General features: G+C 34.9%; 16 protein-coding genes. 10 read left to right on the forward strand and 6 right to left on the reverse strand.

All coding sequences use genetic code 11. From position 1 onward, the window contains the following. Positions 1-14: 14 nt before the first annotated feature. From N4270_RS12535 to N4270_RS12560, 6 genes are all read left to right on the forward strand, one after another. Complete coding sequence (locus N4270_RS12535; RefSeq protein ID WP_260097592.1) at positions 15-2,837, forward strand: T9SS type B sorting domain-containing protein; 2,823 nt, start codon at positions 15-17, stop codon at positions 2,835-2,837. Between the two features lie 37 nt (positions 2,838-2,874). Next, positions 2,875-4,716 carry a gliding motility-associated C-terminal domain-containing protein gene (locus N4270_RS12540; RefSeq protein ID WP_260097593.1) on the forward strand — a complete coding sequence of 614 codons (1,842 nt, stop codon included), beginning with the start codon at positions 2,875-2,877 and terminating at the stop codon, positions 4,714-4,716. A gap of 177 nt (positions 4,717-4,893) precedes the next feature. Beyond that, positions 4,894-9,735 carry a T9SS type B sorting domain-containing protein gene (locus N4270_RS12545; protein WP_260097594.1) on the forward strand — a complete coding sequence of 1,614 codons (4,842 nt, stop codon included), beginning with the start codon at positions 4,894-4,896 and terminating at the stop codon, positions 9,733-9,735. 72 nt (positions 9,736-9,807) lie between these two features. Further along, a complete protein-coding gene (locus N4270_RS12550; protein ID WP_260097596.1) occupies positions 9,808-12,135 on the forward strand; it encodes a choice-of-anchor L domain-containing protein in 2,328 nt (775 codons plus the stop codon). Between the two features lie 176 nt (positions 12,136-12,311). Beyond that, a complete protein-coding gene (uvrB, locus tag N4270_RS12555; protein WP_260097597.1) occupies positions 12,312-14,318 on the forward strand; it encodes an excinuclease ABC subunit UvrB in 2,007 nt (668 codons plus the stop codon). Between the two features lies 1 nt (position 14,319). Continuing rightward, positions 14,320-14,739, forward strand: coding sequence for an SRPBCC domain-containing protein (locus N4270_RS12560; protein ID WP_260097600.1), 420 nt, complete (start codon positions 14,320-14,322; stop codon positions 14,737-14,739). Here N4270_RS12560 and N4270_RS12565 read toward each other — a convergent pair. Next, the gene (locus N4270_RS12565; protein WP_260097913.1) at positions 14,736-15,137 is read right to left on the reverse strand and encodes a TerB family tellurite resistance protein; all 402 of its coding nucleotides are present in this window, start codon (positions 15,135-15,137) and stop codon (positions 14,736-14,738) included. The two genes, N4270_RS12560 and N4270_RS12565, sit on opposite strands and share 4 nt — an antisense overlap. Before the next feature lie 270 nt (positions 15,138-15,407). Here N4270_RS12565 and N4270_RS12570 point away from each other — a divergent pair, with 270 nt between their 5' ends. The 3 genes from N4270_RS12570 to N4270_RS12580 are packed head-to-tail and all read left to right on the forward strand — an operon-like array spanning position 15,408 to position 17,199. Continuing rightward, entirely contained in the window at positions 15,408-16,226 is an 819-nt protein-coding gene (locus tag N4270_RS12570; protein WP_260097606.1) for an alpha/beta hydrolase, read from the forward strand. Between the two features lie 10 nt (positions 16,227-16,236). Continuing rightward, entirely contained in the window at positions 16,237-16,482 is a 246-nt protein-coding gene (locus N4270_RS12575) for a DUF1456 family protein (RefSeq protein ID WP_260097608.1), read from the forward strand. A gap of 36 nt (positions 16,483-16,518) precedes the next feature. Beyond that, complete coding sequence (locus N4270_RS12580) at positions 16,519-17,199, forward strand: hypothetical protein (protein ID WP_260097610.1); 681 nt, start codon at positions 16,519-16,521, stop codon at positions 17,197-17,199. A 61-nt stretch (positions 17,200-17,260) separates the two neighbouring features. Here the strand turns inward: N4270_RS12580 and N4270_RS12585 are convergent, their stop codons facing one another. The 3 genes from N4270_RS12585 to N4270_RS12595 form a co-directional block, all read right to left on the reverse strand. Next, positions 17,261-17,971, reverse strand: coding sequence for a hypothetical protein (locus N4270_RS12585; RefSeq protein ID WP_260097612.1), 711 nt, complete (start codon positions 17,969-17,971; stop codon positions 17,261-17,263). 165 nt (positions 17,972-18,136) lie between these two features. Continuing rightward, complete coding sequence (sucC, locus tag N4270_RS12590; RefSeq protein ID WP_260097613.1) at positions 18,137-19,327, reverse strand: ADP-forming succinate--CoA ligase subunit beta; 1,191 nt, start codon at positions 19,325-19,327, stop codon at positions 18,137-18,139. A 179-nt stretch (positions 19,328-19,506) separates the two neighbouring features. Then, on the reverse strand, positions 19,507-20,163 hold the full coding sequence (locus N4270_RS12595) for a hypothetical protein (RefSeq protein ID WP_260097622.1): 657 nt from the start codon (positions 20,161-20,163) through the stop codon (positions 19,507-19,509). 117 nt (positions 20,164-20,280) lie between these two features. Here N4270_RS12595 and lysA point away from each other — a divergent pair, with 117 nt between their 5' ends. Continuing rightward, positions 20,281-21,486, forward strand: a complete 1,206-nt coding sequence (lysA, locus tag N4270_RS12600) for a diaminopimelate decarboxylase (protein ID WP_260097625.1) — start codon at positions 20,281-20,283, stop codon at positions 21,484-21,486. Between the two features lie 33 nt (positions 21,487-21,519). On the opposite strand, the gene N4270_RS12605 is transcribed toward lysA, so the two are convergent. After that, entirely contained in the window at positions 21,520-23,895 is a 2,376-nt protein-coding gene (locus N4270_RS12605) for a hypothetical protein (protein ID WP_260097626.1), read from the reverse strand. Between the two features lie 4 nt (positions 23,896-23,899). Continuing rightward, positions 23,900-25,435 carry a carboxypeptidase-like regulatory domain-containing protein gene (locus N4270_RS12610; protein ID WP_260097627.1) on the reverse strand — a complete coding sequence of 512 codons (1,536 nt, stop codon included), beginning with the start codon at positions 25,433-25,435 and terminating at the stop codon, positions 23,900-23,902. Positions 25,436-25,438: the final 3 nt, after the last annotated feature.

The raw sequence follows: 25,438 nt of genomic DNA on the forward strand, positions 1-25,438 counted from the left end.
ATTATAGAATTAGTATGAGAACATTATTTACGATCGCTTTTCTTTTTATTGGTGGCTTTAGCTTCTCTCAAAGTGAAGCCTCAAATTGGTATTTTAATACCAGAGGTGGTGCTAATTTTAATTATTGTGATAATACTGTGGTAGGTCTCACCGATGGTGTATTAACCACAGACCCTATTGGTCCTGCTCGACCATCATCCGTCATTTCAGATCATTATGGAAACTTGTTATTCTATTCTGATAGCCGCTCTATTTGGAATCGAAATCACCAACCCTTCCCCAACGCTAATGTTGCTAACGGGAATGCGTTGAAGGGTTTCAAAAACTCATTAATCCTTCCAAAACCTAATAATCCTGGTCATTTTTACATCTTTGTAATTGACCGAATTGGCCCTAACAATAATGACGATGACGGCTATAACAGCGGCTTAAATTATTCTGAAATTGATATGTCACTAGATGGTGGTTTAGGTGATGTGGTATCAACACAACGTGATATAGAACTAGTAGCCTACAACCCAGCAGATGCCGATGATGCTATCGCAAAAGCTGGAAATGCATTAACGGCAGTTAGAGGTGCCGACTGTAATTCCTATTGGATTATAACACATTTGCAATCTAATTTTTACGCCTTTAAGCTCGATGAAAATGGCGTGAATCCAAATCCAGTCATTTCAACAATTCCGCCAGTAATAGAGCTTATTCCTGCCGGAGATGGCAGCTCCTATTTTTATTCTTATTCAGATTTAAAAGCATCTCCAGATGGCAGTTTATTAGCTGCTGCTTTTAATTCTTTTCCGTCTGATGACGGACCGTATCATATTCCTGGGATTATTCTTTTGTATGATTTTGACAATGCGACTGGAGTCATATCCAATAAGCGTAATGTGTTCAATGGAGAAAGCGCTTATGAATTTCCATATGTCGTTGAATTTTCCCCTCAAAGCAACTGGCTTTATGCGATAGTTGGCGATGGTGGTGTTGCCGAAAATTTTGTGCCACAACGATTTCTAAGATTTAATTTAAACACTACAAACATTCCAAGTTCTAAGGAACTTATAGAAGAACTTAGCGAAAACATTGCAGATGATTTACAATTAGGGATAGACAACAAAATATATAGAACCCAAGCTATTTTTAGTACTAGCAATTTAGATTACAGACGCTATTTGGCTACCGTAAACAATCCCGATGCTTTTAGTTTGTCGAGTATAAATTACGAACCCTTCTCTGTTCTTATCGATATTAATGAATCCAACCAAAATCTTGTAAACGGACAGCTACCAAACATCAACAAGCAATGGTTTAATAAACGTATTGATATTGTTAAAAATGGGCTTAGTCGTTGTGAACTTTATCTGTGTGGTAATCAAACTGAAACCTTAAAAGCAGATAATATTAGTGGCGCAACTTATACATGGATGAAAGACAACGTCGTTATCCCTAACGAAACAGCATTTACATTAGAGGTTGATGCACCAGGATTTTATGAAGTCTTTGTAGAACCTAATAATGGTAATTGTCCCGTTGTTGGTTTTGCAACAGTGCTATTATCGAACGATATTCCAACAGCTAATAATGCTTCAATACTTCAGTGTGATGATGAGATAGCTGATGGAATTTCAAGTTTTAACCTTGACGAAATCAGTGCAGAAGTAACCAATAATGAGACTGGTGTTGACATTACTTACTATGAAACGTATGCCGATGCTCAAAATCAAGTCAATCCCCTTCCTCTTAATTACACTAATCTTTCTAATCCGCAAACGGTATATGCTACAGTTAGAAATATTGATAATGGTTGTTCTAATATTTCTGAAATTACTCTTGAAATTAGTAACACCAATTCTAATGATGTCATTCTTGACGCTTGTGATAGTGGTGAAAATGATGGTTTAACCACTTTTGAACTTTCCGAAGCAAATGAAGCGATTACCGAAGGGCTACCTGATGGTCTAACGATTAGTTATTATATGTCACTTCAAGACGCGTTGTTAGAGATTAATCCTATTGCTACGACTTTTTCTAATACTGTGCCGTATTCTCAAACGGTTTTTGCTCGCGTAGAAAACGCCAATGAATGCTACGGAATTAGTGAAATACAACTCAACGTTTTTGAATTACCAGAACTAGAAACCGAAGAAACAATTTACTATTGTCTCAACTCAGCGCCAAATACGATAACACTAACAGGTGGTGTTATAAATGATATCCCTAATAATTATTATTACGATTGGTCTACAGGAGCCACAACTTCCGAAATTAACATTAATGAACCTGGCACTTACACCGTTAGAGTCACTAATACTAATAATTGTTACAGAGATCGAACCATTACAGTTTTGCCTTCTGATATTGCGACGTTTGTAGACATTCAAGTAACAGATGCGACAACGAATAATACCATTTCTGTCTTTGTATCGGGTGAAGGTGTTTATGAATATGCCTTGGATAATCCTAATGGTCCGTATCAAGAAAGTAATGTATTTGAAACTGTGAGCTTTGGATTTCATACCATATTTGTTCGGGATGTTGAAAATGATTGTGGCGTCGTAGAAGATGTGGTTTCAGTTATTGGGTTTCCAAAGTTTTTTACCCCTAATGGTGATATTCATCATCCTTACTGGCAAGTAAAAGGTATTTCGGCCGATTTTCAACCAAACACGCAAATTCTAATTTTTGATCGCTACGGAAAACTTCTCAAAGAACTCGATCCATTAAGCGCTGGATGGGATGGCATTTTCAATGGTGTAGACATGCCTACAAATGATTATTGGTATGTTGTGAACCTTGAAGATGGCAGAACTCTTAAAGGACATTTCACTTTAAAACGATAGCGGAAAAAGCTGTAAATTGTCAATCTAAAATCATAAAATGAGCATCTTTAAATACTTAGTTATTAGTATCGTTTCTCTCACTACTTTAACTTCGTATGCTCAAGATATTGAATTATTTCAACAATTTAATGGTCGCTATGACTATACAGCAATAGGAAATACACTCAATCCTTTTGAAAATAATCTGGATCAAAGTTTTTGCTTTCCTTTAGAATCGTCTAGTGCAACCTTAAATATAGCACCTTCAGCAACAGTCATTGCTGCCTATCTTTATTGGGCTGGTTCTGGCACAGGAGATACGAATGTGACATTAAATGGAATGTCTATTGATGCCGAAGCCACGTATACTGTTGATTATACGGAACCGTTTTCAGAAACACTCACCTATTTTTCTAGTTATGCCAATATCACCGATTTTATAATAGCGCAAGGCAATACAACTTATGAGCTATCTGATTTAGATATTACTGATGTGCTGACCAATACTACTGGATACTGTGACAATAGAACCAACTTTGCCGGCTGGAGTATTTATGTGATTTTTGAAGATGATAGTTTACCTTTAAATCAACTCAACCTTTATCAGGGTCTCGAAATTATTAATAGAAATAATCAGGAAAAAACCATTGTTATCGACAACCTCAACGTTATTGATAATGAAGGTGCAAAAATTGGATTTCTAGCCTGGGAAGGTGATAATGCACTAAATTTTGGAGAACGTTTATCTATAAATGACAATGTGTTATCCAATCCGCCATTGAATTTAAGCGATAATGCATTTAACGGCACCAATAGCTTTACCAATTCGAGCACATTTTACAATGCCGATTTAGACGTTTATAATATTCAGGATAATATCAGTATTGGAGATACAAGCGCAACCATCAAAATGACTACAGGCGCTTTTGATCAATTTGGAATTTTTAGAGCCGATTTAATTATCATTAATAATATTGTCACTGTATTAAACAGTCAGCTACCCGATGCCACTATTGCACTAGATAGTTATATGATTAACTGTGGCGACAGAACGCTAGCCTTAGATTATACTGTATTCAATACCAATAGTACCGATCCATTACCTGCCCAAACCCCTATTGCTTTTTATGCGGAAGGCCAGCTTATCGGACAATCACAAACGCAAAATGAGATTGCCATAAATGCTTCAGAAAGCGGTACGATTACTTTAATGCTTTCTGAAAATATTTCTGATGTCTTTCTTCTTACCCTAGCAGTTGATGACGATGGAACTGGCAACGGAACTATTCTGGAAATCATAGAAATTAATAATATTGATGATGCTATCATCGAACTACTTGTTGTGCCTCCAGCTCAATCGATACCTGGAGAACTAGCTTGTAATGAAGGTTTCAGCAGCGCTACTTTTAATTTGATTGCTATTCTTCAAAACACTATAAATTCTGATAACGAGCCTGTTTTTTATGAAACCTTAGCCGATTTAGAGTCTGATACCAATGACATTCTAAATCCTGAAACTTATGCTTCGATTGGAAACCCTCAAACCCTATACGCCAAAATTGATAATCCGCCTTGCTACGATGTTTATACTTTTGAATTGTCTGTAGAAAATTGCCCACCATATGTTCCTCAAGGCTTTTCACCTAATAATGATGGTATTAATGACTGGTTTAACATACAGGATTTATATGATATTTTTGAAGCTCATGAACTCAAAATTTTTAATCGTTATGGCACTTTAGTTTTTGAAGGCAACAATGATAAAAAATGGAACGGATTTATAAATCGTGGTTTAAATAATCATGGTAAATTAGTTCCTGTTGGCACCTATTTTTACGTGCTTAACCTCAATGACCCAAATTTTGAAAACTTAATTGGCTGGGTTTATGTCAATTATTAAAAGCTTTTCCAAAGTGAAATTTTCCTAAAAATGCTTTAAATGTTAAAATTTAATGTATTTCATCGTGTTTTTTTGTATTTCGTCTTAATTACATTTACTTTTCGAGCCAACAGAAAATCAATATTAAAAATAGTCCCAAATTAAACGCTATTGATTTCGTAACTTAACCGCTTACAAATGACACTACTACAAAAATCCCTCAACATATTCGTATGCATTTTATGCTGCACAGTTAGTGCTCAGCAAATCAGTATAGATAATTCTTTTTCAGAACAACAACTCATAGAAAACAACCTCATTCAAGGGTGTGTAGAAACCTCAAATATCCAATCGGTAGTAAACGGTCAAGTTAACGGATTTAATAGTTTTGCATATTTTGAACGTGCTGGATCCAATTTTCCTTTCGAAAATGGAATCATGCTCTCCACTGGAAATGCTGCTTCTGGAGGTAATACCGAAAACACAGCAGTTTTAAATGAAGGGGAATCAAATTGGACTACAGATTCTGATCTTGAAACAGCATTAGGTATCACAGGCACTTTAAACGCTACATCTATTGAGTTTGATTTCGTTTCGGTGGCTAATCAAATTCAATTTAATTACATCCTGGCTTCCGAAGAATACTTTGGAAATTTCCCTTGTCAGTACTCTGATGGCTTTGCCTTTCTCATTAAAGAAGCAGGAACCAACGATCCATATGTTAATATTGCTGTCATTCCTGGTACCTCAACACCTGTAAATACCAACACCATACATGATGAAATCGTCGGGTTTTGTGAAGCCTCAAACGGTCAATTCTTTGAAGGTTACAATCTTGGAGACACCAATTATAACGGAAGAACCACAGTCATGACTGCTACAGCTAGCATTCAACCTAATGTGCAGTATCATATCAAATTAGTCATTGCAGATCAAACAGATAAAAATTATGATTCCGCAGTTTTTATAGAAGGTAATAGTTTTAATTCGACGGTCGACTTAGGTCCAGATATTCAAACCTGTGCAGATGCTGTTACTTTAGATGGAAACATAGAAAACCCACAGGCAACTTACCAATGGTTTTTAAATGACAGCGCCATCGCAGGTGAAATTCTTCCCACTTATAGTGCAGACCAATCAGGTGAGTATCGTGTAGAAATTCAAATACCTCTTGCTGGTTCTACCTGTCTTATTGAAGACAGTGTAAATGTAATCTTAAGCTCCACGCAGTCTGCTGAACCTATTTCAGATTATGAATTGTGCGATGACTCAAGTGGTGACGAGATTGAAACGTTTAATTTATCATCAAAAGACAGCGAAGTCTTAGCGGCTGTACCTTCATCAAACTATACAATTACATATCACTTAACAGCAACTGATGCCCAAAACGGAAACAATCCAATTTTTGGAACTATTCAAAATACTTCAAACCCACAAACCATATTCATTAGAATTGTAGATACCACAAATGGTTGTCTGGCTTTTCAAAACTTTAATTTGATTGTAAATCCTTTACCAAATATCACGCCTCCTTCCGTTTTATTGGCTTGTGATGATACTGATGCTGACGGATTTACAACTATAGATTTATCGCAAAAAGATGACGAAATCACCAATGGCAACTTTGATTTAGTAGTCAGCTACCATTACACTCAAAATGACGCAGATAATGGTATGAATGCCATTCCGTTGCCTTATGTTAACACCAACCCTACAGAAACACTTTTTGTTAACGTGACGAATAGCAGTACTGGCTGTTCTATCACAACGACCTTAGACCTTGAAGTACTTGGTAATCCGGTTATAAATACCGACAATCATTATATAGAAGCTTGCGACCTTGATCATGATGGTTTTGCCATGTTTGATTTAACATCGATTACTGATGATGTTTTAGAAGGCTTAACTGGTGTAAATGTGACCTTTCATGAAACACAGGAAGATGCCGATTTAGGGGTGAATCCCATTACTGATGAAACCAATTATGCCAATATAAACATCGACGAACAAACTGTTTTTATAAGAGTGGAAGATGCTAATACTGGCTGTGCGACTACAACTCCCATTGAAATTCACTCCAACCTCTTATTGACTGCAACAGACATTAGAGAATATACGATTTGTGATGAAGACAATGATGGCGTCGAAGAATTTAGTTTAACCTATATTACAGATGTTATTATTAATGATGTTGAAGAGGTCATGGATTATACTATCGATATCGATTTTTATCTTACTGAAGACGAAAGAGATAATCAGGTTAATCCTATAGATACAGCGGTGCCTTTTGTTCCATCTAGTAACCCGCAAACCTTATACATAACTCTAACAAGTCCGGAATGTCAAGAAGTTGAAGCCATTGAACTTATTATCAACCCAATTACAGAGTTTGCTCCTATTAATCATCAAACGGTTTGTGATACAGATCAAGATGGGTTTACCGCAATTGATTTAAGCGCTTATGATGGTCTAGTTACCAATGGCCAAGCTGATTTTACTGTCACCTATTTTGCTTCAGAAGCAGATGCCGATGCTAATACAAACCCTTTACCTACAATTTATACCAACACCAGTAATCCACAAACATTCTACACAAGAATAACATCAAATGATACCTCTTGTGCAGACACAAATGCTTTCGAAATTGAAGTATTACCTGCGCCACTTTCAAACGAGCCTACAGATATTGTGATTTGCGATGACGATTTAGATGGTGTGTATATTATAGACTTAGATGCTAAGATTTCAGAAGTGGTTTCTGATACAAACAATAGAACCATTACGTTTCATAATAGTTTAAATGCTGCGGAATCGGATACAAATGCAATCGCTGCAACGACATCATATCCTGCAACTACCGAAACGATTTTTATACGTATTGAAAACACTGCAACTGGCTGTTATTCAACAGAAAATTTTGAAGTCATTGTAAATACACTTCCAGATTTTATAGCAATTTCAAATTATAAAATTTGTGAAGATGCCAGTGATGATATTGGTGATTTTATTTTTGAAACTAAAGATGCCGAAATATTAAATGGTCAAACCGGAAAAGAAGTATTATACTTTTTAAACCAAAACGATGCCGATAATAATACCAATGCTATTGACAAAACAGTCGCCTATCAAAATATTTCTAATCCACAAACGATTGTTGTAAGAGTTCAAAATATTACCGATGTAGATTGCTACGGAACAGCCTCATTTACCATCGAAGTTGGAACCAATCCATTATTTAACACGCCCACAGATTGGTTTGTTTGTGATGATATTTCTAACGATGGAAGCGAAACTTTTGACTTAAACTCTAAGGTTTCTGAAATTTCAGAAGGTATAAACGACACCTTAGATATTAGCTTTTACACCTCTTTGGCGAATGCCGAAAATCAAACTAATGCGATTCCGTTAGAATTTGCCAATACGGTAAACCCACAGCAGATTTTTGTTGTGATTGATAACGGAACCATATGTAACTCGATAACTAGTTTTGAATTAAACATCATTCAGGTGCCTGAGGTGAATCTAGCTTTACCTATTTCTGAATGTGATGATGACTATGACGGGATCACTGAATTTGACTTAACACAAGCCGAATTCGATATTCTTGATGTAAGACATGATGATATTACGGTGACTTATTTTGAAACGATGAGCGATTTGGAAGCCAATACGAACGCGATTCAAAACCCGGAAAGCTACACCAATCTTACCAATCCGCAAACCGTTTTTATACGCGTGACGAATACTATTTCAGATTGTTTTGTAGCTATTCCTTTAGAACTCAATGTCAACCTTCCTCCTGCTATTAATGATTTTGGAGTATACGAAGTTTGTGATAATGAAAATGATTTGGTGAACTTAAATGATATCAATTCAGTATTACTTGTCAACACCGAAAATGTCATCGTTAACTATTACGCATCCCAAGCAGATGCTCAAAATCAAGCGAATGTCTTAGACAACAACTATAACTATGTAACGACAAACGACACGCTGTTTGCAAGAGTTGAATTTGCAACCACATTGTGTTACTATATTTATGAGTTTAACTTACAAGTTAACCCTTTACCTGTTGCCCATCAGCCTGACAATTTAGAAGCTTGTGATGATGATTACGATGGCTTCTACGCGTTTGATTTAACACAGCAAAATGCACAAATCTTAGGCGGACAAAACCCTAATAATTTTACGGTAAGCTATTATTTAGATATGGTGTTAGCCCAAGAAGGCACTAATCCTCTAGAACCAACTTATGATGCACTTACCAATGATGTTATTTATGTGAGAGTAGAAAATAATACTACAGGCTGTTTTAGTACAACATCCTTTATGACCATTATCTTTGAGAAACCTATTGTTGCGATTGATGATCAAGTCATCTGCTTAGATAACTTGCCACTAATTGTTAGTGCTAACACTAATAATGCTGGAGATACCTATTTCTGGTCTACTAATGAAACCGCTCCCGAAATCGAAATCACGCAAATAGGTGATTATTGGGTAACGGTTACCACTCCAAATGGCTGTCAGGAAACACGTGTGTTTTCAGTTTCTGAATCGGAAGCTGCGACCATCGAAATTACTGAAACCGTAGATTTCTCTGACCCTAATAATATTACTGTTACTATTAGCGGCATTGGAAACTATCTCTACCAATTAGATGATGAAGAACCTCAAGATTCTGGCTTTTTTGAAAATGTAAGTTTAGGATATCACACTATTACGATTATCGATTTAAATGGTTGTTCTGAAGTTTCTAAAGAAATCGTCGTGATTGATGCACCAAAATTCTTTACGCCAAATAATGATTCTTATTTTGACACATGGCATATTACTGGTGTTGAAACATTAACGGGTACGATGGTTTATATTTATGACCGCTACGGAAAACTGCTAACCACATTAGACTCTGATGACAAAGGTTGGGATGGTATTTATAATGGAAATTTGATGCCCGCAACCGATTACTGGTTTGTTGCTGATGTAAAAAAAGGAGCTATAGAATTTCAAGTTAAAGGCCACTTTTCACTGCGTTTGTAATCCATAATCTTAACATTTTTTAAGGCGTAGTAAATCAATCTATACGTATCTTTGCAATCGGTAAAATTGCAAATGAAATCCTTATTTAAAATCCTATGTCTGTTTATAACGGTAATGACCTATGGTCAAAACATTACTGTAGATAGTCAAACATTTACGCCTCAACAACTTGTTGAAGATATTTTAATTGATAGTGAATGTATAAACAATGTTGTGGTTACTAATGTTGTAGGAGGCAATTTTGATAACACCGATCAAAGCTTCGGATTTTTTGATGCTACTGGAACTACTTTTCCGTTTGAAACTGGTATTGTTTTAAGTACTGGCCGATTAGCCAATGTGCCTGGTCCTAATGATAATTTAAGTGATGATAATGCTCCCAATTGGCTAGGCGACAATGATTTGGAAACCATTCTTAATGAAACGAATACAACGAACGCTACTATTTTAGAATTCGAATTTACTTCGGTAGCTACTGAAATAAGTTTTCGCTATATTTTTGCTTCCGAAGAATATCAAGAAGGCAACCCAAACACTTGCCAGTTTTCTGATTTATTTGGGTTTTTAATCCGCCCTGTCGATGGTCCGCAGTATACCAATATTGCATTAGTTCCTGGCACTAATACGCCTGTTAAAGTGACCACTGTTCACCCTGACCTTCCTGGTTGTAGTGCCGAAAACGAAGCTTACTTTGAAGGGTTTAACCCTGTTAATTCGCCGACTAATTTTGCCGGACAAACAAAAATATTAACGGCCACAGCTCAGGTCATCCCTAACGAAACCTATCATGTCAAACTAGTAATTGCTGACGAGCAAAATTTTAGATTTGATTCTGCAGTGTTTTTAGAAGCTGGAAGTTTTAGGCTGTCTACAGATTTAGGTCCGGATCGCTTAATCGCCAATGGAAATCCGATTTGCGGTGATGACACTTTTCAAATACAAACCAGCGAACCTGGGAACACAAATATTTATAAATGGTTTAAAGATGGGGTTGAACTTTTAGGTGAAACAGGTACAACTTTAGACATTTCTGAGTCTGGTGTTTACAATGTTGAAATCACAAAAAATACTTGTGTTTTATTTGGTGAAGTTATTATTGAATATGCCCCTAACCCTGCAGTTGTTGACGCGGTTCTTGTAGAATGTGATCAAAATCAAGATGGACTTACTTTTTACAACCTGTATGATGCTGAAAGTCTTATTACAAACAACGATAGTGCACTTTCTATAGTTAACTTTTTTCTTACTGAAGCTGATGCTATTGTTAACGATAATGCCATTTCTGAGCCTAATAATTTCCAAAATACGAATCCGTTTCAAACCGTTTACGCACGTGTTATAAATCAAGCCAATTGTTTTAGTATTGCCGAATTAGAATTGCAAATTTCAAATAACACTATTTCTATTGCGCCACTTGAAGCCTGTGATGGCGATACTATTGATGGTATTGCAGATTTTAATTTAGGAGATATAACGACATCTATTGAGAATCAAATTCCGATGGACGCCAATGTTAGCTTTTACGAAACCGAAGCCGATGCCTTTTTAGAGACCAATGCCTTACCTAATACCTTTCAAAATACAACTCCAAATACCCAAACTATTTTTGTCAAAATTAAAAGCAACAACCAATGTTTTGCTATTTCAACGGCAGAATTAGTAGTGCTTTATACACCTGTCTTATTAAATGATGAAACGGTAATGTATTGTTTAAATACCTTTCCAGAAACCATTACTTTAGTTGGAGGCGTTTTGAATGATGCTCCTAATAATTACTATTACGAATGGCTATTTAATGGCAACTCGACATCTGTAAACACTACATTTAATGAAATTAATGAAGCAGGAACTTATACGGTAATTGTGACCGATCCCAATGGTTGTGATTCGAGCCGAACCATAACTGTTTTAGCTTCTAATAATGCCACTATTGAAGATATCATTATAACTGAAGGTACTTCAAATAATACCGTAACTATTGAAGTTTCGGGAGAAGGCGATTATGAATATGCACTCGATGAAGCTGAAGGAGAGTATCAAACTGAAAATACGTTTGCTAATGTTCCACCTGGATTTCATACGGTTTTTGTTCGCGATATTAATGGCTGCGGAATCACAGAACAAGTCATTTCTGTATTAGGATTTCCTAAATTTTTCACACCAAATGGCGATCCTTTCCACGAATACTGGCACGTGTATGGTGTGAACACTCAATTTAATCAAGGGATAGATATTAAAATTTTTAACCGCTACGGAAAATTGCTCACACAATTAAACAATACAAGTGTTGGATGGGATGGTACATTTAACGGTCAACCCTTACCGAGTGACGATTACTGGTTTACAGTGCAGCTTTTAGATGGTAGAACTTTCACAGGACACTTTGCGTTGAGGCGTTAATAATTAGGTTTTTCGAAATTATAGTTTTCCGTTATAATACAAATCATCAACAGCATTTTTTACTTTTTAGCTAAGCTAATATTCAGCAATCAAATCTTACTTTCAAAATTCTTAGATCAACTTACTGTAACTACTTTCACATAGAAAAACACATAAGTTTTGCGTAACTTTGTTAGATGCGTTTTAAAGTACAATCCGAATTCAAACCTACTGGAGATCAACCTCAAGCCATTAAACAATTAGTGGATGGCATTGATTCTAATGAAAAATACCAAACCCTACTTGGTGTAACGGGCTCTGGAAAAACTTTTACTGTTGCCAATGTGATTCAGGAAGTGCAACGGCCAACCTTGGTTTTAGCACACAACAAAACTCTTGCGGCTCAATTATACTCAGAGTTTAAACAGTTTTTCCCTGATAATGCAGTAGAGTACTTCGTCTCCTATTATGATTATTATCAACCTGAAGCTTATATTCCTGTTTCGGGTGTATATATAGAAAAGGACTTATCCATCAACGAAGAGATTGAGAAGATGCGATTGAGTACAACCTCTTCCCTACTTTCTGGTCGACGTGATGTGATTGTAGTCGCTTCTGTGTCTTGTTTGTATGGTATTGGAAATCCGGTTGAGTTTCAGAAAAATGTCATTAATCTGGAAATAAATCAAGAGATTTCTAGAACCGATCTACTACATCAGCTCGTACAAAGCTTGTATTCTAGAACCGAAGCTGATTTTAATCATGGAAATTTCAGAATTAAAGGCGATACCGTTGATGTGTTTCCAAGCTATGCTGATGATGCCTTTCGTATTCACTTTTTTGGCGATGAAATTGAAGATATTGAGCAGTTTAATATTCAGACGAATGAAGTCATTGAACATTATGACAGACTCAATATTTATCCGGCAAACATGTTTGTTACTTCCCCAGATGTTTTACAAGGTGCCATTAGGGAAATTCAGGATGATCTGGTTAAACAGTATGATTATTTTAAAGAGATAGGAAAGCATTTAGAGGCCAAGCGTTTAAAAGAGCGCACCGAATTTGATTTAGAAATGATACGGGAATTAGGCTATTGCTCTGGTATTGAAAATTATTCAAGATATCTCGACGGAAGACAACCTGGAACACGACCGTTTTGTCTCTTAGATTATTTCCCTGATGATTTTTTAATGGTTGTTGACGAAAGTCACGTGACCATTTCACAAGTCCATGCCATGTATGGCGGTGACCGAAGTCGGAAAGAAAATTTGGTTGAATACGGATTTCGTTTACCGGCCGCTATGGATAACCGACCTTTAAAATTTGAAGAGTTTGAAGCGCTACAAAATCAAGTTATTTATGTAAGTGCAACACCTGCAGATTACGAGCTTCAAAAAACCGATGGTGTTTACGTCGAACAGGTGATTAGACCAACCGGACTCTTAGATCCGGTTATTGAAGTGCGTCCGAGTTTGAATCAGATTGATGATTTAATTGAAGAAATGCAGCAACGTATTGAAAAGGATGAGCGGACCTTAGTTACGACGCTTACCAAACGAATGGCGGAAGAGTTAACCAAATACCTGGATCGCATTCAAATTAGATGTCGTTATATTCATAGTGATGTAGATACCTTAGAGCGAGTTGAAATCATGCAAGATTTAAGAAAAGGACTCTTTGATGTATTGGTAGGTGTTAATTTACTTAGGGAAGGTTTAGACTTACCTGAAGTGTCTTTGGTTGCTATTTTAGATGCAGATAAAGAAGGCTTTTTGCGTTCCACACGTTCACTCACTCAAACAGTAGGAAGAGCTGCTCGACATCTTAACGGGAAAGCCATTATGTATGCTGATAAGATTACAAAAAGCATGCAAAAAACTATAGATGAAACGGAATACAGACGCGAAAAGCAAATTGCTTATAATACGAAGCATAACATCACTCCGAAAGCCTTAAACAAGAGTTTAGATAATGCGCTTTCAAAAAATTCAGTGAGCACCTATAGTTATGAATTAGAAGCTGCCAAAGCTGCAGAACCTGAAAGCGAATACCTGACCAAAGCACAATTAGAGAAAAAAATAAAAGAAAAGCGCAAACTCATGGAGCAAGCTGCTAAAGCTTTAGACTTTATCATTGCAGCGCAATTACGAGATGAAATTAAAGGCTATCAATCTAAATTAGAGAAATTAAAAGTGTCTTAATATGAAAGTCAGTGAGCCTGTTATAATTGTCAGAGAAGTCTTCAACCATCCCAAAGAGCGGGTTTGGAATGCCCTAACAAAATTAGATGAAATGACCCAATGGTCTTTTGACAATATTCCTGAATTTAAAGCTGTTGAAGGTTTTAAAACCCAATTCACTGTGACATCCGAAGACCGAGCGTTTCCGCATATATGGGAAATTATTGACGTTATTCCGTATCAAAAAATTGTCTACAACTGGAGCTATGAAGGTTATAAAGGTGATTCGCAGGTAAGCGTTGACAAACAAACCCAATTAACCTTAACGACAACAGTGACGGAAGATTTTCCTGATGATATTCCTGAGTTTAAAAGAGAAAGCTGTGTTGCAGGCTGGAACTATTTTATTAAAGACCGTTTAAAAAGTTATTTACATACTTAATTATACTGCACTTTAAAGATATCTATTAAAAAATCTGGAGGCACCACCTTGTTTGGAAAACTTTCCATTAAATCCAAAACACGATTAATAGATTCGTGGCTTAAGCCCATACGTAATCCAAAATTATGCAGCTTCACTAATTCCTTATTAGAAATATGATGATCTAAATTCATTAATAAAACCAATCTGTGAAATTGAACAATACGCTCGCTATGTGATTTTAAATGTACATAGGTCACAGGGTGTTCAAATAAATAATTGAAATCTTCTTTTGAAATTTCTAATTGCTTAGCAATGCTCGCTAAAAATTTATATTCAATGGATTTTATATTGTCGTCAGTCTGTGCAAAGGCAATCATTTCTGATAATAGACTTAGCTTTTCAACACGATTTATCATACGAGAGGGATTCATGATTTTTAGTTTTATAAATTTAAATACTTTGTTTAGGTTATAATCCTTGATATTTTGTAAGTCATCGAAAAATAAAGTGCAATTCGTCGTTCTTTTCCTACTTTCATAAGAAATAAAAAATTAAATAACTGATTATCAAGTATTTAAAAACAACGTGCAGTTCATCGATTTTTTACCTTCTAAAAATTATTATCGATAAACGGCATGTCGTCTATTTCTCAAATTTTGTGTACTTTCGTTTCAATCGATTTTTACATGAAAAGACGTTTCCTTTTAATCCTTTTTTTAGTATTCCTAACCACGCAAGTAGATGCTCAAAGTACGGCCTCTAAACAAGTGGCTACATTTAAAATTGAAGCTCCGCAGTTAAAAACACATAAAACCATTTGGGTTTATACTCCTAAAACCTATTCAGATTCTACAAAAACATATCCCGTTATTTATATGTTTGATGCTCAAAATCTTTTTGATGCTAAGACATCTTATGTTGGAGAATGGAAAGTAGATGAATACTTAGACACATTAAAAAATCAAGACGTTATTATTGTTGGTATTGAACATGGCAACGAAAAACGATTGGAAGAGCTCACTCCCTATCCGCATGAAACATATGGTGGTGGAAAAGGTGATACTTTTATACAATTTATAATAAACACCGTAAAACCTCATATTGATGTCGTCTATCGCACCAAACCAGAAGCGGAGCATACCACAATTTTTGGTTCTTCACTTGGCGGACTTATGGCGTTTTATGCAACCGTGAGCTACCCTGAGACCTTTAGTAAAGCAGGTGTGTTTTCACCTTCATTTTGGGTAAGTTCAAAAATATTTGATTTAGCAACAACTGTTGAAATTCCCAGTAGCTCTAAATTTTACTTTTTAGCCGGAACTAAAGAAGGGGAATCTATGGTTCCTGACCTGGAAAAAATGGTGGCTTTATTAATAAGTAAAGGTGTGAAGCCTTCGCAGATTCAACAAAAAGTAATTGAAGGTGGCGAACATAATGAAGCGCTATGGGGTTCTAATTTCCCTACTGCTTTTCAATGGCTTATGACCTCAAAAGATCAAGATTAAAAACAATACCATGACCAATAACGACATATTAAAAAAATTAAGAGTCGCTCACAAATTACGCGATAACGATATTATTAAAATTCTAGAGCTTGTTGATTTTAGAGTGTCTAAAAGTGAACTAAATGCCTTATTCCGAAGAGAAGATCATCCCAATTATATGGAATGTGGTGACCAGATTTTAAGGAACTTTCTCAACGGGTTAATCATTCATTTACGTGGGCCAATGCCTAAAAAGGGAGAAAAAAAGAAACAATAATTTACTGCTACTAAATATATTGTAGATGACATTAAAATGAGTCTGATAAAAATTTACATATTATTTCTTCTCTTTCCTTTGTGTCATTACGCTCAATCAAAAACAAATACAACAATTCATCCAATTGATTGCGATTCATCTCTTATCACTTTAGACATAAAACATATTGAGTTACTAGATAATCTCATAGCAAAAGCTCAACAAGCAAAAAGGAAAGAAAAAATTGAATTAGAGCGTCAGTTTTTTTGTGCGATGCCAAATTCTAATGACTCTATGCTTGATCTTATATATCTTGATGAAGTTGAAAACTGGAAAAAACGCAACAAAACAGGTAAATTACCTGCAACCAATAGCTTAATACATCGGTTTATTTCTTATTTCAGTAAATTAGAATCTATTGACCCCAATCAATATTATAATAAATACATTAATATTTGTGTTGATGGTTTTTATGGAGCGGATTATAATAGAAACGGATTTCAAATTTATGAAAGACTTGAAAATGACACCAAAACCATTTGTGCTGTTTTATTACAACGTAACGAAACAGAAATTATAAGTGTTTTTAGATTTATATTTGATAGTTCGCATCCTAAAAATGAATTTAATCAAGACATCTTCGATAATATCTATCCATTAATAAAAGCAGAAAATAAACGACTCGCTTATTTATTTAAAAAAAGTTTAGAAGACTTAATAAAACAGAAACATCATTAACTAGAAAAAGCCCTCTAATGAGAGCTTTCTATTATACACCATAACTAAAAAAGTGAAATTATTAGCCAAGGTTTTTATCTTGAATCAAAGATTTAATATATCTCGCTAATGTTATTAAATCTTCTTGCTTTCTTTTATTTATGTTGTTGGTTTTAACAAACTTTATAATCGCAGCAGCCTTATCTGGAAACGCTTTCTTGATTGTTCGTTTACTGGTTGTCAAATGTACCAACTTATTATTCTGATCTAACATGTAGTAGACATCAGTTATTTCTATTTTACTATCGGTTCCTAAATAACGGTCTCTCGCTTTTTGAAACGCTTGTTTTCTGAAAACGCCTAATTCATCCGACAAATGATCTACAATAAAATAACTAGAATACACAAGGCCATCATCACCATAATATGAGATGTATTGATAGGTTTCATTCGATTCTAAGAATGCAATATTTAAGTTTGGACGTTCTTTTAACTTATATATTTTGTTATTATTCTTTACTTCAATGGCATCATACAACGCATTATATCGAGCAGAGACTATTTTGGGTTGATTATTAATTAGGAGTGTCGCTTTTTTCCATTTTAATTCATCAGATTTATAATATACATCAGAGAATTGTACATCGAGAAAACTCGGTGTTAAAGCCGGAAAATTATTGGCCGAATTACAATGGTTTGTGTTGGTGGTTAACGTGCAATTAGTTGAACTAGATTGGGAATTGACTAGGTTCCCCACAAATAAACTCAATGTGATAAGAATTAAATTTTTCATAATGTTATGTTTTTAAAATGTTAATGGCTAAATAGCCACAAATACCATTCCAGAATTATCTTAGATAAGCGTCTCTAAAATACTAAATACAAAAGACTTATAAGCAAAAAAAAACTCACAAATACTAAGTATCTGTGAGGCCTTATTTATATAATATTATCTACTCTAGCTTAGAACAGCTTGCACTTTATCTGCAGCTTCTTGGAATTCTGTTGCACTTAAGACATCCAAACCAGAATTATCAATTAATTTTTTAGCAATGTCTGCGTTCGTTCCTTGCAAGCGGACAATAATAGGTACATTAATTGTTCCCATATTTTTATAAGCATCAATGACGCCTTGAGCTACACGATCACAACGCACAATACCTCCAAAAATGTTGATTAAGATTGCTTTTACAGCTGGATCTTTTAAGATGATTTTAAATGCAGCTTCCACACGAGCAGCATCGGCAGTACCACCAACATCTAAGAAGTTAGCTGGCTCTCCGCCTGCTTGCTTGATTAAATCCATAGTAGCCATGGCTAAACCAGCTCCATTTACCATACAACCAACATTACCATCAAGATCCACATAGTTTAATCCCATTTCTCCAGCTTCAACCTCAATAGGATTTTCTTCACGTAAATCGCGTAATTCGGCTAAATCTTTATGTCTAAATAAGGCATTATCATCTAACGATACCTTAGCATCTACTGCCATGATTTTATCATCACTTGTTTTTAAAACTGGATTAATTTCAAATAATGACGAATCCGATTTTACATAAGCCGTATAAAGAGAGGTCACAAATTTTGTCATACCCTTAAATGCAGCTCCAGACAATCCTAAATTAAAAGCCACTTTACGTGCTTGAAACGGCAAGATGCCTGTTGCAGGATCTATTTCTTCAGTAAAAATTAAATGTGGTGTTTCCTCGGCTACGGTTTCAATATCCATTCCACCTTCAGTAGAATACATAATCATATTACGTCCGTTAGCTCTGTTTAAAAGCACAGACATGTAGTATTCTTCTGGTTCAGAATCACCTGGATAATACACATCTTCAGCAACTAAAACCTGGTGAACACGTTTTCCTTCTGCAGAAGTTTGAGGCGTTACCAAATCCATTCCTATGATTTGACCAGCAATCGTTTTAACATCATCCAGACTCTTGGCTAATTTTACGCCACCACCTTTTCCACGACCACCTGCGTGAACTTGCGCCTTAATAACATGCCATCCCGTTCCCGTATCTTCTGTTAATTTTTTAGCTGCTTCTACGGCTTCATCAGCATTTTGAGCAACGATACCACGTTGAATACGTACGCCAAAACTGCTTAATAATTCTTTTCCTTGATATTCGTGTAAATTCATTTGGTTTTGAAATTTATGGTTAGCCTTCAGTTACTGTTCCGAAGTCATTATCAGTATTTGTTTCTGCCACAAAAATAAACATACTAAAAGTTTTTACCAATAGTTTTTAAGATAGATTTAAAGGCTGAGTAATTCTGTAAACAGTAGCTAATTCTTTTTTTTTGATTTGTTACGTTAGCCTAGCTTTTTAGACGTTTAATAACCGAAAATGCCTTATCAACCAAATCGTCTTCTACCACGATTGTAAATTCATTTGTTGTAGACACAACTTCATATAGAGTAATATTTTCCCAAGCCAAACGCTTAAAAATCTGATAGTATAAACCCACAATTTTTGAATTTCCTCTTGGAAGATAAATACTAATTGCCGACAATTTATCCTGAAATCCTATTTGCGTTTCCCTTTCAAATGCCTTTAAAACACTTGTACTTTCTGAGGTTGATATGATAATATTACTCTCAAACATTCCACGAGTAAAAGCATAAAAAATTTGATGATTGGCACTTATTTTTTCTAAGATTTGCGAATGACTCTTAATTAAAGTCTTGGAGTTTTCAAAGGTGTAATCACTTAAATTAGAACGAACCGTTATATCGCCTAACTGATTAAAAACCGATTGTAGACGCTTAGAATTTTCGACCTGTAATGGTTGCTGATGACGTCGTAGAGCCATCATAATCGCACCATCTTTTACAGGTTTGCGTAACATTTCTGAAATGGGCCGATTTAAATCTTTAGCTAATGCTGAAAAATTAATAATCTCACGTGATAAGCCTTCTTCCAAAAACGGACTCGTGGCAATGATCTCTTGAACACAGGAAGCAATTGTTTTCAATTTGTTAACTATTTAACATTTTGTGTAAAAATAACAATATTTTTTTATTTTCATGTTTTAACTGCGGATTACACTTATTTTCGCTCAAAATTTATAAGCTAATTAAGATTTATACGAATGGAACAACATACCTTATTACAGATTGCAAAAGACTTTGGAAGTCCGGTTTACGTTTATGATGCTGAAAAAATTCAATCTCAGTACAAACGCCTAACATCAGCATTTGGTAAGGTGAAACAGCTACGATTAAATTACGCTGTTAAAGCATTATCTAATATTTCGGTTTTAAAACTATTTAACCAAATGGGTTCTGGATTAGATACCGTTTCGATACAGGAAGTTCAACTAGGATTAAAAGCCGGATTTAAGCCTGAACAAATTATTTATACACCTAACGGCGTGTCTTTAGAGGAAATTGAAAAGGCAGCGAAACTTGGTGTACAGATTAATATTGATAATCTTTCCGTATTAGAACAATTTGGAACCAAACACCCTAAAACACCTGTTTGCATAAGAATTAATCCGCATGTTATGGCTGGTGGAAACACCAATATTTCGGTAGGTCATATTGATAGCAAATTTGGAATTTCAATTCATCAGATTCCGCATTTATTGCGAATTGTAGAAAACACAAAGATGACTATTAATGGTATTCACATGCATACAGGTAGTGATATTCTTGATATTGATGTGTTTTTATATGCCAGTGAAATATTATTTGATACGGCTCGAAACTTTAAAAATTTAGATTTTATTGATTTTGGTTCCGGATTTAAAGTCCCTTATAAAACGGGAGATATAGAAACCAATATTGAAGAATTAGGCGATAAACTTTCTAAACGCTTTAATCAATTTTGTAAAAACTACGGCAAACAACTCACCTTAGCTTTTGAACCTGGCAAGTTTTTGGTAAGTGAAGCTGGTTATTTTTTAACAAAAGTAAATGTGGTTAAGCAAACAACGTCTACAGTTTTTGCACAAGTTGATTCTGGTTTTAATCATTTAATACGACCAATGCTATATGGTGCACAGCATGAAATTATCAATATTTCTAATCCGAAAGGTCGCGAACGCTTTTACTCGGTAGTCGGTTATATTTGTGAAACAGACACCTTTGCTAATAACAGGCGTATTAATGAAATTACAGAAGACGATATTTTAGCTTTTAAAAATGCAGGCGCTTATTGTTATTCTATGGCTTCAAATTACAATTCTCGTTATCGTCCAGCCGAAGTATTGTGGTACAACAAAAAGGCACATTTGATTAGAAAACGAGAAACTTTTGAGGACATTCTACACAATCAAGTTGAAATCAATCTTTAATTGATGGCAGATTTGATAAGTTATTAGCCATTTCTATTGATTTATTGTGATGCGGTCTGATACCAATTGGTTTGTATTCACTACACCTTCAATAAATAGGGACACATCGGTTTGATGATTAGGTATCTTGAATATTAGCTTCCCTTGGGCATCAACTTTTGCACTTGGAATCCAGCCTACAACGCCATATTCTTTAAAAAACACAGAGGTATAGGAAGCATATCTCGGCATATAAAAGCGTTTGGGCGTACTATAGGTCAACGGAATATCATAAGCTGTAAAAGACACTTTGGGTTTTAACTTGAATTGTTTATTTGGGTCTGTGAATATTTTAATCACTCCTGCACCTCCTCTAATACCTTCACCAACGCCACTTTTATTGACTTCAACATAATCAACAACCGCCATACTAAAATTATTCAAGATGTCTAAATCTACTAAAATCGCGTTATCTAAATAAATGAGTGGAACACTGGACGCATTAATTGACACAGGGAGTCTGGTCTTAATTCTAAAAATTGAATACTCCCCAGTTTGAGGGTCTTCATGTGGCGTTTCTTCAACAATAAAACCACGCTCACTAATAAATTGAGCAAAGGTTTTATAAAATTGACGTTCGTGTTCGCCAAATTCAGTAATTCTTCCGAGGCTTCTGTTCTTTAGTTTTTCGATTCGCGTGTATTTCTTTTTCGCAAATAACTGCACTTCATCTAATTCTTCAATAGCATCAAACTTAAAACCACTAACATCTTTAGCTGCATATTGATTGGCTCTTAGCATGCTTTTAGGTTCATATTTTGTGTTAAAACCTTTTATCGATGATGGCGTAAATTGCAATACTACATTTGAGCGTCCTAGTTCCCCATTAGATTTGATTTCTCCTATTCGTAATTTTTCATCGTCCAACGGAAAAAAACCGCGTTTTTCCAAAGATTGCTGAGTTTTGTCCAGCGTTAATAATTCTGATTTTGTGTTGATATTAGGGTAAATCAGTAAATTTTTTGACTTACTATTATTTGTATTTATGGTATAATTGACACCAATCTCAAAGTTATAAACGGGTTCTGGAGCGGAATTAAATATGGAAGTCCAGTCATAACTACTCCAACCTTGTGTGAGTAACAAATTATCTAATTCATATTTTTTCTTATCATCAATGGCCGTAAAATAATAAGAAGCCTGTTCTACTGCACTTTTTAAATACGGTTGAAGGTAAGTTGCTGAAATAATATTTTGATGATGATCATAGCTTTTCGTTTCTGAAGGCAAAACCGAAATACTCAAATTTTGTAATTTTTGAATATCAACTGAAGGTATTGCTAATTTAATTTCCAAACTATCGGTTCTCATTGGAAGCTGTTCTGCCTTAGAAATGGATTGCAATGGTAAGCCATTAAAATTAAAATAGAGACGTTCGGCAATAGGTCGATCTTCGTCATCAAAAAGTGTAAAAATATTAACGCCAGGATATAAATACTTTAAATCTACTGTAGTTATTGACGATTTTGAACCATTAAAACTGATAGTCGCTTCGCTGGCATTAGAACCGTTGTGAATGATCAGTTTATAATTGCGGTTTCCGAAAAGTTCAAAACTTTTAGCGTTAGTTTTTAAAGCTAAAGCAATACTATTGGGTGTTGACGTTTCGGTGACCGAAAGCACTACGCCCATACGTTTTGCTGTAGGCAAAGTATAACTTGCTTTTTCGTTATCATAAGAATATTCTAAACGATAGACCTCACCTTCCGAAGGGTGCAGTAAAAACTTACCAATTCCAAAGGTGTTAAGCGTCGTTGTGGTTAATAAATCTCCTTCAGCATTTAACACATTGATTTCCAAATTAGGAATCCCTAAGCCTAGCTGATCTTTTGCAATAACACCAACTACATTTAAGGTTTCAGAAAGCAGATGTCCACTTTCAGGAAGCACTTGGATATCTATTGCTTTTGAAATGTTTGCTGGTTTATCTTCGGCTTTATCTTCCGGATTAATCACTCTAAAATTTTCCAGAAAATAATTATGTTCATTAGGAAAATTTCGACTCCAGTTGGTATAGCTTTTAAATTTATACTCGCCACTGGCAAATGTACTGTCAATCATAAAATCACCACGTGAAAACCCTTGATTCATCATGAGTAGTTTTTCGGTGATAACCTTGTCGTTTTTGTCGAGAATCTGACAGTATAAATTAGTGGTTCGGGTCGAAGGTTCTTTAATATCTTTCAGAAATACATAGGCATTAAAACCCAGCATTTCTCCAGTAATGTAAGTCGATTTATTGAGATGAACGTAGATTTGTTCTCTTGATAAATCGGTATAATCTTCATAAGCATCAATTATATCACTCGTGTCTTGAGCAAAACTATTTCCGAAGACAAGTATTGAAAAAAACAGAATGATATTCTTCATCTTATTACTTTTTTAATGGTGTATTCATCCAGTAGGAATTCGCTATTTCAAGATTATTGACTTTAGCTTCAGACAAGGGTTTATATCTAAGAATGAATTCTAAGTTACTGGGTTTTTGTTTATTGACAAAAATATCTTGAGCAAAAAATTCTCTAAACTGAGCGGCTTCAATTTTTGGAGATTTTGAAATTTCTCTGTTAGTGATATCATATACGTTTTTAATTCTGACATCAAATTCATTCATATTGGTATTCTCATCAATGGTTTCAGGGAAACTCCATTCGGCAATCTGCAATTTCACAGTACTTTCATCGACAATCTCAACCGATTTTACCATCAGTTTTCGCTTTTGATATTTGAGTTTAAAATCCTTTCGGTCTACAGTTGTGGTATCTAATGCATTATTAAAACTGATATAAAATGCCTGTTCATAGATATTAAAATCAACTTTTTTTGCACTAAACACAAATTGGTCACTTACAACAAAGCGATTATTAAATGTGATATAATTTAAATACATTAAACGTCCCTTAGGCTTATATTCGATTTCAACTTCAAAAAGCGGATTCTCATTGTTGATTTCGAAAACACTATATTCTAATTTATGAATCGCAAAATCGTCTTTAGCTATATAAATTTTACCTAAAGCTCGATGACTGGTCCCTACCAATCGCTTTTTTGCTTTGAAGCCTATCTCGTAAATAACATCGTCATTAAGATATACCTTACGTAAGGTTTCAAACTCATGATTTTCTAAAAATTTTCGTTTGAATACATATACAAATGAAAAACTGAGGTGCTCAAAATTTCGAATCGGATTATGTATGTTGAGTATGCCTAATTCGTTTCCGCCTTGACCTGATAAAGTTGTGTTTTTAATGTATTTGGACGCGCCATCGTAAGCAATTAACAATGTAGAATCTCTTGGAAACTCTTCGTTTTCTTTATAACTTAAAATAGCACTTTCATTGTAATTGTCGGTCATAATATCGGTGTCAAATCCGGCATCAAAAGATTCTATAATAGCTTCATTTAAATTGTAATACTGACCTCTCACAACCTGATAATCTCTATAATAGCCAATTGAAGAATAATTTTCTTTTGGATAATTGAGCGGAATACTGGCAATGGCTTTTTTTACAAGTGTATAAGCTTCTAAGTCTTTGCTCTTCGTCTTTTTTCCTTTGATAAGCACTTGATTGAGTAGTTCAATTTTGGGTTTAAGCGTAATGATATTGGTTTTATAATCTTCTAATGCAGCAGCAGCTACCTGTTTGGTTTCATAGCCCAAGCAGGAAATAATTAAACTATCTTTTGCCTTTTTGTAGTGATACGGAATTCTAAAATCACCATCAATATTAGCGATAACACCTTTTCCAGTATGTTTAAATTGAATCGTTGCATAAGGCACAGGATAATTGGTACCCGTTTCAATAATTTTACAAAACAATGCTTCTACAGACTTACCTTGCGAATGTGCAGATTTAGCCATAAAAAACAGTAGTAATACGAGTAAAATTTTACCTGTAAAAGCTTTCATTAA

Source organism: Psychroserpens sp. SPM9 (genome assembly GCF_025153525.1).
Lineage (GTDB): Bacteria > Bacteroidota > Bacteroidia > Flavobacteriales > Flavobacteriaceae > Psychroserpens.